Below are 10,934 nucleotides of genomic sequence, written 5' to 3'. Positions count from 1 at the left end.
ACGCAGCATGAGCAGCATTTGCTTGGCTAGATCGATTTTAGTTAGACCTTCTCCTTTCGTTTCGGGCTTGTGCCAGATCCGGTACAACAACGGATACTCCAATCCACTTTTCAGAACGGCCTGCAGGACCACTAGATTCGTTGCCCAAACATAGGCTTTGGTGGAGTGGTCATAGAGCCAGCTCAGAAACGGAAGCCGTTTGGCAAAAGGATGTGCGCTGTGGGTGTCATCGAGATTCACGACATCCCCACCGGCAAGCACAGTCAAAGGATCTTGCTGCAAGCGCTCGACACGTTTTTGGGCAAACGTCGTCCATGCAAAGCCCTTCGTAAAAAAGCGGCTTAAGGTGTACTGTGCAAGTTTCCAAGGCTGGAACATCGCCTTCAGCAAAGCGTCTTTGTCGGCCAACTGCGCCATCTGAACGACGGAGGAGCAATTGGAAACGAGACCGACAACATAGAGGAAGCAAAGTAACCATGAAGGAGTGCCATTGCGCTTCATAATGCCGGATTGAGTAAGCAGCAGAGAGAAGTCGAGCTCCGGCGCATTCACTGTGATTCAATTCTTTGAATCTCGGTTTTTGCAACGCTGACATTGGATAATCACCTATAATCTTGTAGATATACCCTATGAAAAGGTATTCTCGGCGATTATGGTGGTGTTTCGGAAAAGTGCATGACTATGATTACCAGTTACTGACTTGAACTGCATAAGTTATGCTGGGAATATCAACGGGGTAATTTGTGAAAGTGGCACAACGAGCCGCATGAGCAGAAACAGCACCAGACGGTCACGGAACCCGATCATATGCACCACAACCCGATCGGGATGTACAACGAGCGCAGATTCCCGAATTTCGGCCATCATGACTTGTATACCATCATGGAAACGATTCTTGTCGTTAAGGAAATTGGATCATACAAACAGGCTGGAAAGCCCAAGTAATTGTTGGGGGATTTCGTGAATAACCCCATCCACCTAAGCGGCTGCCATCAGGCAGTCGCTTTCTGCTCTGTTCGGGCAGGAAAAAATATGCCCGTCGTAATACTTCCGCCATGTTCGCGTGCCCCCAAATAAGCGATGATGGTACCAGAAGGCCGACGCCAACCGGCGAAAGCCGAAACGGAATCTTCGAGGCGCAGGGATGGGTTACTTCGAGCTAATCGACCAAAGTAAATACCCGGAGCAGTACGGCAGGTTCGACTCCTGCAGCAAACCTATCCCGCCTTTTCCTCGCCGGTGTTCGTTAAGGAGGTTTACAAAACATGAGTATCGCGAAAAAGCTTTTTGGTGGTTCCCAAGGAGCGAAGGTGTTCAACAAAGACCATTATCCGGCCTATACGCGCTCTGCCGAGGAGCAATATGTGCAGACGCTTCTGACGAATACGATGAGCCATACGTTTTATGCGAGTCAACACGAGCTGATGGACGAAGCGGCCCAGCTCCATCACGAGATGGCGGCCGCCCGGCCGGACTTTATGGCGAAGGCGATCGTGTTTGCCCGGGGAGAAGGCTTGATGAGACTGCAGCCGCTGTTTGGGCTGGCGATTCTGTCGATCTACCGTCCGGATCTGTTCGCGTTAATCTTCCTGCAGGTCGTGCGGATTCCTTCCGATCTGTCGGACTTCCTGACGATCCTGAAGGGACTGGGGCGCGGGGAGGGAGGGCGTGCCGTCAAACGTCAGGTGAACCGGTTCCTTTCCGGGGTGTCCGAATATTGGGCCGTCAAATACAACGGGCGCGGACGCGGCTACAGTCTGGGCGATGCGATCGCTACGGCGCACCCGAAGCCGGAGGAGCTCAAGCAGCAAGCGCTGTTCCGCTATTTGCGGGGACAGGAGGCGAATCTGGCTTTGCTGCCGCAGGTGGAAGCTCTGGAGCAGTTGAAGGCGGCGCAAACTGAGGAGGAGCGAATTGCCTGCATCGAACGCGGCAAGCTGCCGTACGAGACCGTTACCGGGGCGATCAAACCATCGAAGGCGGTCTGGGAAGCGCTGTTGGTCCAGATGCCGACGTTTGCGCTGCTTCGTCATATGAACGCTTTGCATAGAGCCGGAGTGCTGGAGGAGAAGCGGAACCTGGAGTACGTCGTGAACCGGATGACCGACCAGCAGGCGCTGCGCAAGGCGAAAATCTTGCCGTTCCGTCTGGCGACGGCATTTCGTCAGGTCGATCATCCGGAGCTTCGCGACGCTTTGCGGGAAGCGGTGGAGCTTACGTTCGACAACCTGCCCGAGCTCGGGGAACGTACGGCGATCTTCCTCGATATATCCGGTTCGATGAACGGCTCGTATTTGGAGACCGGTGCCGTCTTTGCGCTGGCGTTATATAAAAAGACACAAGGAAGCTCGCTGTTCTGGCTGTTCGATACGAACGTCTACGATGCGAAGCCTTCCCGTCACGACAGCATCCTCACCCAAGCGGAGCGAATCCGCGCCGTCGGAGGAACCGATACGGGAGCCCCGGTACGCAAGCTGATCGAGGAACGGAAAGTCGTGGACCAGATCATCATCATCACCGATGAGCAGCAAAACAGCGGCAGCCCGTTCTACCAGCAGCTGAAGCGATACCGTTCGAAGGTGAATCGCGAAACGAAAGCATTCATCGTCGATCTGGCTCCTTACCGGCATGCGATGGTTCCGGATCAAGATCCGAGGTCCTTCTACATCTACGGCTGGAGCGACACCGTGCTTAGCTATATCGCGCAGTCGGTGCAAGGATATCGCTCGATGACGGAGCGGGTAGCCGGAATGGACTTGAACGCTTTATAATAAGGGAAAAATCCGGCCATAGACGCTCGGTCTGTGGCTGCTTACTGGAGTTGAACGAGAGTGGCTTATCAAACGATACAAGGCGTGCGCGTCTGGGGGAAGCCCGACGAAGGTGCGCTGTCGCAAGCAATCACATGCGCGGAGAACGGCAGCGTCGTCCAAACGCTGCTGATGGCCGACCATCACAAAGGATACAGCCAGCCGATCGGCGGCGTCGTCGTGTACGACGGGCAAATCTCTCCATCCGGCGTAGGCTACGATATCGGATGCGGGAACAAGGCGGTACGGACGAATTTGCAGGCGGACGAGGTGCTGCCGAGACTTCCGGCGATCATGGACGAAATCGGGCGGAGAATCTCGTTCGGAGTGGGCCGTGTGAATAACCAGAAAGTCGATCATGAGCTGTTTGACGATCCGGACTGGGAGGTCTACAAGACGATCGGCACCCAGGAGCACGATAAATTGAAAGCACTGGCCCGCGACCAGCTCGGCACCGTCGGCAGCGGCAACCATTTCGTCGATCTGTTCGTGGAAGCGGAGACGGGGCGGCTGTGGATCGGCAACCATTTCGGAAGCCGCGGCTTCGGGCACAAGACGGCCAGCGGCTTCATGAACCTGCAGGCGAACCGGGCCTTCCTGGCGAACGCCCCGGGCGAGAAGATGGAGCAGCCTCCGATCCTGTTCGATCTGAGCAGCGAGCTCGGCGACATGTACTACCGCGCCATGAATCTCGCCGGCCGTTATGCCTACGCCGGACGCGATTATGTGATCCAGCAAGTGTTGTCCATCCTGGGAGCGGAAGCGGACCTCGAAGTGCATAACCACCACAACTACGCGTGGAAAGAGACGCATGGCGGCAAAGAGGTCATCGTCGTCCGAAAAGGAGCGACCCCATCCGCGCCGGGCCAGATCGGTTTTATCGGGGGCAGCATGGGCGACATCTCCGTCATCGTGAGAGGCAAAGATACGGCGGAGAACCGCGACGCCTACTACAGCACCGTCCACGGAGCCGGACGCATCATGAGCCGCACCCAAGCCGCCGGCAAAATGAACTGGAAGACGCGTACGCGGAGCGGGGGGTTAATTACCGCCAAGCAGATGCAGGAAGCCGTGAGGACTTTCGGCGTCGAGCTCCGCGGCGCCGGAACGGACGAAAGCCCGTTTGTGTATCGCAAGCTACAAGAAGTGCTGGATGCGCACTCGGAGACGGTTGAGGTGCTGCATGTGTTGAAGCCGATCGGGGTTTGTATGGCGGGGGCGGATGAGTTTGATCCTTATAAGGATTGATTTTGGAAAATAAGAACTGAATAAATAAGGTTAGAAATTCAGGCCAACTCCGTGTTATGTGAGTTGGCTTTTGTTTTGTCAGAACATGTTCGGGATGCTGCTGCTGCATTTCGCTCGAAGTTTCAAGATTCTGGTAGTATCGAATAGCGATCGATCTCAAAAATTTAGTTCCCAAATGACCCCTTTTGCCGTACTTAAAGCGTATTAGATAGGGAGGTGAGGGGATGTTCCATTCCAAGCTGGCCATAGATGCAAAAATGAAATCCGCAGAGCGCGGAGGCGATGCCTTGATCGAGCATTTAATATCGGAGTATCAAAGCGAGCTGCTTCACCTGGCTATGTCTTATTTAAATGATTACCAGCTTGCGCAAGACTGTGTTCAGGAGATTTTTGTGACGGCTTATCATAAAGTCGATCCCGATAAGGATCAGTCTGCTCTGCGCAAATGGCTCAAAGTATGTACAGTTAACCGCTGCAAAAGCATGCTCAGGTCTGCCTTTTGGCGAAGAATTGTGCTCTGGGAGCACGATCGGATGAAATCCGTATTGGCAGCAACAAAGGATGAGTATTCCAAACTGGATGATACCGGAGTTCTTGACAAGGTGATGCGGCTGCCTGTTAAGTACCGCGAGATGATTGTGCTTCACTACTATCAGGATATGACTTTGCAGGACATTTCCGCTGTGTTGAAAATAAGCCATGAAGCCGTTAAATCGCGTCTCCGCCGGGCTAAGGAACAGTTGAAGGTCATGCTGGAAGGAGAGGATGGTCATGAGTAACCAGCTTGATGAGCTTTTGAAACAAAGTGCCGGTAGATTGAACCGACACAGGCTCGTATTGGAGGAAAAGCCGCGAACCCTAGCACCTGTAGGGAGACGTTACCCAAAACGGATGGTCATGACTTGCATGTTGCTGTTCATTTGTTTCGCAACGTTGATGCTCCCTTTATCATCCAAAGTGTTGGCTTATGTAGTCAATCTGTTGCGAATAGAGGGGTTTCAGCAGGTCGTGGAAAAGGGTTTAAGCACCCCTGTCGGACAAGAGTCGCTTCAACAAGGCATCAAACTCAGTGTGGAAAACATATATGCGGATCAAGGCGAACTTGTTTTCGATATGGTGCAGTCGTTTACAAAAGATGCGGCTTCTAGATCCATGTTGAACACGAACGACGTTCAATTGTTTATCGACGGAAAAAAACTGGCCTTTCACTCCGGAGGCGAATTTCAGGATCTCCAGGATGGCCGGTACGGGGGGATTATTTATTATCACAGTAACTATGGATATGAGGAGGGGCCGGGTGGCCTGCTGCCTGAGCAATTTCGGTTAACGATTAAGGTAAGTCGGGTTGGAGACATCCAAGGAAATTGGTCCCTCGAGCTGCCGGTGTCCCGTGAACTTTCGGATCAGGCGACCCGAACCTTTGAACCTGGGATCTCTCATGAGGTAAACGGGATTATCATCAACGTAGCACGCGTTGTGATGACACCGCTCAGTACGACGATCGACTACGAAATGACCGTGCCCGAGAATTACTCGTTTACTGACCCGTCTGCTATCAGCAGTATTCAAGTGCAGGATGAAAAGGGCTATATTATGGGGATGGGCTTTGTTGGCGGCGAAGGCGAAGCGGTTGAAGGTGATCGAAAGAAATATCGGTTTACAGACGAACATTTACGCACGCCAAAGGAAACGCCGGAGGAACTCGTTATAATCCCTCAGCGCAGAGTAATGGAAAGACAGGATGAATGGGGTACCTATTTCCGGGGAGAAGCGCTTGAGCCATACGTGTTTCGTGTTCCTTTATTAAGCGGTGCAGAAAAGCGGGAGTAACTAGTGTCTTTTCCTTTGGCTGCTTTCATTTATACGGATATCCGAAGAAGAAAGGCGTGGAAAACCACGCACAACGTCTCGGAGAGAAAGTTCTCCCGACAGCGGCTAGTGTGGAGGCAAAAATACCGCGGAGAACCACGACGTGTACTATAATAACAGAAGCATTGAGACTGGCTCTAGGTAGGGCTGGTCTTTTTTTGTTTTGCATAATCTATCGAAATTTGTCAAATTCCTATGTCTAACGGAAGGGATTGGAAGTATAATGAGGGAGTAGGAAAATAGAACCAGGAGAGATGGACTATGGCTTATATGGTGCCGGAAAGCATCCCGCGCCTGGCGACAACCGGGGAGCGGCTGCTCTTCCACACGCTACGGGATCATTTGCCGGACGACTACGTTGTTTACTACGAGCCGGAAATTCACGGACGCAGGCCCGATTTCGTTGTGATAGGGCCGGATTTAGGACTGGTTGTGCTGGAAGTCAAGGATTACACACGCAATACGCTTCATGCGCTGAACAAAGACGAATGGGTCCTGCATACGGCAGCGGGTCAACTGGAAACGGTAAAAAATCCGTTTAAACAAGCCCGTGATAATGTCCGCAGGATCGCGGATCAATTAAAGAAGGACAAGCAGCTGATTTTACATGACGGTCCCTATCAAGGGAATCTGAAATTTCCGTACGGATTCGGCACCGTATTTACGCGATTAAAGCAGGAAGACTTCGTCCGCCATAACTTATATCATATTATCGAGCCGCAGTTTGTGCTTTGCAGGGATGAAATCGATCCCGAAGACGATAGTTTTACCGCTGATATTTTACTGGAGAAGATTCAAGGTATGTTTACCGTGTGGAGTCAGCGGAAGTATACGCTCTCCGATCAGGATATTAGTGCGATCCGCTTTCATCTGTTCCCTGAAGTTCGAATTAGTGCGGAGTTCCGGGCGCCGGTACTCGTCCAGGATCAGCTTCTTCTCTCCATGCACAACATCAAGACAATGGATCTTCATCAAGAGAACTTGGCTAAGCAATTGGGAGATAAGCACCGTCTCATACGCGGAGTAGCGGGCAGCGGGAAAACTTTGGTTCTGGCCAGTCGTGCCAAGATGCTGGCGCGATCCCACCCGGAGTGGCGCATACTCGTCCTTTGTTACGGTATACCGTTGTCGAGAAGTTTGAAGCAGATGATTATTCGGATGATGGAAGAGCCGGAAGATTTATTCGATCTTATTCAAGATACGGAACAACAGAAAATGTGCCCCACTGGCAACGTGGAGATTTATAACTTCCATGAGTGGCTGCGCCATTCGATTGGTATGAAGGATCAGGACATCCCGGCTTTACTTGATAAGCTGGAGGCCAAGGAAGCGATCGTGCCTCATTATGACGCCATATTAATAGACGAAGGTCAGGATTTCGAGCCGGAGTGGCTTAAGCTGCTCAGTTATTGCCTGAATCCGGATACGCAGTCGCTCTTGCTCGTAGAGGATCGCGCTCAATCGATTTTTAAACGAAAAGCCAGTCTCATGCAAGACACCGGGCTCGACTTCCGCGGACGATCCAAGATTATGAGCATCAACTACCGGAATACGGCCCAGATTGTTCAATTTGCCTGGGACTTCTACCGGAAGCATTCCGAGCTGCAAGATAAAGTAAAGCAAGGCTCGTTCGAAGGAATTGATATTATTCCGCCTCAAAGCACGAAAAGAAAAGGGCCGCATCCCGTTATCCGAAGATGTTCCGGCCTGGAGGAAGAAATGGCTTTCGTTGCTGAGCAGATTTTCCGGCTTCAAGCGGAGCATCGCATTCCGCTGTCCGAAATTGCCGTTTTATACCGTGTGAAAAGCCGGTTCGATACCTCGTACATAGACATTATTCGCAAAGGACTTGAAAGCCGACAGTTATCCTATACCTGGGTAACCGAAAACTTTGAAACCAAACGAAGCTTCGACCGCAGTGACGAGTCTATCAAAATCTCTACGATTGATAGTGCGAAAGGGCTCGATTTCCGCGCCGTCTTCCTAGTAAATATAGAGAGCATGCCGCATCCGCTCGAGGAAATGGAAGAACGTGAAGTGTCGCTGTTCTACATCGGGATGACGAGGGCGCTGGAATGGCTGTTTTTATCGTATAGCGGTGACTCCAAGTACACGCGTTATTTGGACGAAGTAGACGAGGAGAAGACCAATGCGCCTATGGAACGCAAGAGGATGGGGGGAGCATAATGGCTAGAACGTACACGGCAGAAGGAAGACAAGTCGCTTATTTTTTCAGAGGGATTTTTATTTTGTCAGGACTTTCTCTTTTCTTCTTTACAGAGCTGAAACAGATCTGGTGGCTCTTCTTTGTTATTTTATTTGGCAGTGTTATTGTGGCGGAAATACTAGGAACGATGTGGGTCCGTAAAAGAAGAAACGACAAAAAGGGGCAAAAAAGCAGCGCTCCAGCCAAAACGACGAAAGCGACAGTGCAAAAAGCGTCAAAGGAAAGCACAGGCAAGCCAAAGATAATGACAGAGCAAGAGCTGCTAGAGGCCGATGTGCGGACATTATCGGGAACGGACTTTGAGAAGCTGATGGAGCTGTACTATCGGGAGCAAGGGTATCAGGTTGAACGTATCGGCGGTTCCGGGGACCATGAGGTGGATCTGGTCCTGAAAGGGAAGGAAGGCTACAAGATAGCTGTCCAGTGCAAGCGATGGAAGCAGGATGTCGGCAATGATATCGTCCTCCGGCTGAAAGCTGGCAAGCAGGTGCATGGATGCTACGACGCCTGGATCGTAACCACAAGCAACTTTACAAAGGCGGCCCGTGAGGCGGCGGAACGGCTTAATATTAAGCTGATTAATGGTCTGATTCTTGAAGATAAGTTGAAGAAGTGGAAAAAGGAGCGGGGTGGCAAAATGCGGACACGGTCAAGTACGTCAAGGTCGGGAGGATAATTGAATGGCACGGAGACAAAAGCAGTCTATCTCTATGTTCTTGGTAAGTGCACTTGGGTTAATGGCAGGAATAAAGGCGTTTCTATGGGTGCTAGAAACCCAGTATTTTAAATTTAAAGTTGATGTTCCTTACCTTAATGCGGCCATAGGTGTTGCTATTGCGCTATTGGTGATTCGGGTAACTTGGGTTCTTTGGAGGGCGAGAGCGAAAAAGAAAGCGCTGCAGGGGGAAGTGGCGGCGACCTCTGAAGTGTCCTCGCCTGAGGCAGATACTTATCGTTGTGCCCAGTGTGGTAAAGGGGTTAGCGAGAAGGTTCGGAACTATTGTCTGGGGCGACCGGAACGGTTTCAGAATCGGGTTTATTGTTATGAACATCAACGATGAAAGAATCAAACGATTTCGAATAAGCTCTATATATAATAAGAAGAATAAGCCATGCGAGTTTATGCTACTGACGAAATGATAGAAATCGGTGGGCTGAAAAAGATAAATTTAATTGATGGAATTATATACAAGAGGAATATAGCGTATGTTAAAAGATTACCGCTGGAGTGATTTCCAGCGGTTTTCTCTTCTCAAGTAAGATGTACATTCCCCAGTCGTCTACTGGAATTAATATATACCCAGGCAGAAACTTCTTCTTCTAGCATTTTCTATCAAAGGGATGCAGATGTTAGTATTTAGTAGTTAGGATCGACAAAAACTCCATTTAACCCCAATCCATTATATACATTGGCAAATTTGCTGAAAGAAGCGCCAACAATTTGACCATTGTTTTGGTCTCTCACCGTGCCCGTATGAATTCCTTCAATTACCGCATAGTTTTTTCCATCCTTATTAATAATTCGATACCAAAGTCCTCCGCTATCTCCTTCAACGTTGCCAACGTGGCTAGTCAAGACCAGATCTGTTTCTTCGCCTGGAACAGAGATACTGCTATTCTGAATAGTGCTAGAGCCTAAACTTGTTCCACCTCCACTTCTAGCATGTAGATAGACGGTAGTACCTTGGGCTTGTCCTGAGCCGTTCCAATCGAATGTACCTATTGTTAATGTGTTGCCACTCAGATAAGGGCTGGTTAGTGCAGAACTATTTAATACAATAAAACCTGCATCATAGTTGAAACCGAAACCAAATGTTGCATTGCTCATCGTACCAATAGACCCAGTTTGATCTGACAAATCGTAGTATGTATTGTTGCCACAGTGACCAGCGGTAACAGTTACTTTGCTATTATTACTTGTTGAAGCATTAAAACCTACGCTGCAGGTTAAAGGTTCCGACCCCTCGGTGAAGTTAATTTCCTCACCTGGATACAAATACGCAGTTTCTTTGACATATTTAAATTCACCGACTTCCCAATGAATTAGACTCTCATCAACACTCTCTATAATTTTTTCTTTATTTTTTTCAAGTTCATTTGCTGAAATATATACTTTAACTTTATTAAGCTTGGTATCCGTTGCTAATAATACAATTCCCATGTCAGTCATCGTATACAGTTTGTTATGTGCATCATTTAGCTGTTTTTCAGTGTGGCTTACAGTCTGAATTCTGACCTTATCAGCCCGTGAACTGCTCTCTTTGAGTTTCTTCTCTATTTCTGGATTATGGTCAGTTAGTAAAATGACGTTGTTACCTGAATCATCGGTGTAAATTCCCCCATACATTTCCGGGAAAAGATTATTTACTGTTTTTTTGAGGTTTTCTCGGTCATCAATTATTTTCATCTCCTCAATAATTTGCAGTTGATCATATTGTTGTTCAATGGCATTGTTATCTGGAACTGTCTGTTCAGAAGGAATTGCCCGATATTCTTTACCTTCGTGTATGAAAACTTGACTAGCTTTACCACTAGCTGCATGAGCATTAAAAAGTGGAACCATGATTAGCGTAGCAACTGCAAGGGTAGTAAGAATTGATTTACTTTTCTTTTTCAAACAGAACACACCTTTCTTTTAGGAAAATTTGTATTACGTAAATAATGTAAATTGACTAATGTTCCTCCATTTTCACGAATTTCCTCCTCGAATTAATGAACCAAATGTGTCCGTCACTTTTTTAACTTCTCACCCCCAATCCGATATTCAAATAATAATAAAA

Annotated in this window: 9 protein-coding genes; 7 read left to right on the top strand and 2 right to left on the bottom strand. The window is 49.2% G+C overall.

Features of this window, described 5'->3' with window-relative positions:
- A partial coding sequence (locus IDH45_RS10960; RefSeq protein ID WP_223836550.1) for a hypothetical protein occupies nt 1-552 on the bottom strand: 552 nt, incomplete at its 3' end.
- 713 nt (nt 553-1,265) lie between these two features.
- Between IDH45_RS10960 and IDH45_RS10955 the strand changes: the two genes are divergently transcribed.
- From IDH45_RS10955 to IDH45_RS10925, 7 genes are all read left to right on the top strand, one after another.
- Complete coding sequence (locus tag IDH45_RS10955; protein ID WP_190927478.1) at nt 1,266-2,771, top strand: TROVE domain-containing protein; 1,506 nt, start codon at nt 1,266-1,268, stop codon at nt 2,769-2,771.
- 60 nt (nt 2,772-2,831) lie between these two features.
- Nucleotides 2,832-4,058 carry an RtcB family protein gene (locus tag IDH45_RS10950; protein ID WP_190927476.1) on the top strand — a complete coding sequence of 409 codons (1,227 nt, stop codon included), beginning with the start codon at nt 2,832-2,834 and terminating at the stop codon, nt 4,056-4,058.
- 224 nt (nt 4,059-4,282) lie between these two features.
- Nucleotides 4,283-4,837 carry a sigma-70 family RNA polymerase sigma factor gene (locus tag IDH45_RS10945; protein WP_190927475.1) on the top strand — a complete coding sequence of 185 codons (555 nt, stop codon included), beginning with the start codon at nt 4,283-4,285 and terminating at the stop codon, nt 4,835-4,837.
- Nucleotides 4,830-5,888: a DUF4179 domain-containing protein gene (locus IDH45_RS10940; RefSeq protein ID WP_190927473.1), complete on the top strand. Its 1,059-nt coding sequence runs from the start codon at nt 4,830-4,832 to the stop codon at nt 5,886-5,888. Before IDH45_RS10945 ends, IDH45_RS10940 begins: the two co-directional genes overlap by 8 nt.
- A gap of 300 nt (nt 5,889-6,188) precedes the next feature.
- Nucleotides 6,189-8,114, top strand: coding sequence for a 3'-5' exonuclease (locus IDH45_RS10935; protein ID WP_190927471.1), 1,926 nt, complete (start codon nt 6,189-6,191; stop codon nt 8,112-8,114).
- The gene (locus tag IDH45_RS10930) at nt 8,114-8,830 is read left to right on the top strand and encodes a restriction endonuclease (protein WP_190927470.1); all 717 of its coding nucleotides are present in this window, start codon (nt 8,114-8,116) and stop codon (nt 8,828-8,830) included. Before IDH45_RS10935 ends, IDH45_RS10930 begins: the two co-directional genes overlap by 1 nt.
- Nucleotides 8,831-8,834: 4 nt before the next feature.
- A complete protein-coding gene (locus IDH45_RS10925) occupies nt 8,835-9,215 on the top strand; it encodes a hypothetical protein (RefSeq protein ID WP_190927469.1) in 381 nt (126 codons plus the stop codon).
- 296 nt (nt 9,216-9,511) lie between these two features.
- Here the strand turns inward: IDH45_RS10925 and IDH45_RS10920 are convergent, their stop codons facing one another.
- Complete coding sequence (locus IDH45_RS10920; RefSeq protein WP_190927468.1) at nt 9,512-10,771, bottom strand: chymotrypsin family serine protease; 1,260 nt, start codon at nt 10,769-10,771, stop codon at nt 9,512-9,514.
- Between the last annotated feature and the right edge of the window lie 163 nt (nt 10,772-10,934).

Origin of the sequence: Paenibacillus oceani, from assembly GCF_014705615.1 — a bacterium.
GTDB classification, from domain to species: domain Bacteria; phylum Bacillota; class Bacilli; order Paenibacillales; family NBRC-103111; genus Paenibacillus_AB; species Paenibacillus_AB oceani.
This window is presented reverse-complemented; position numbering and strand designations above follow the sequence as displayed.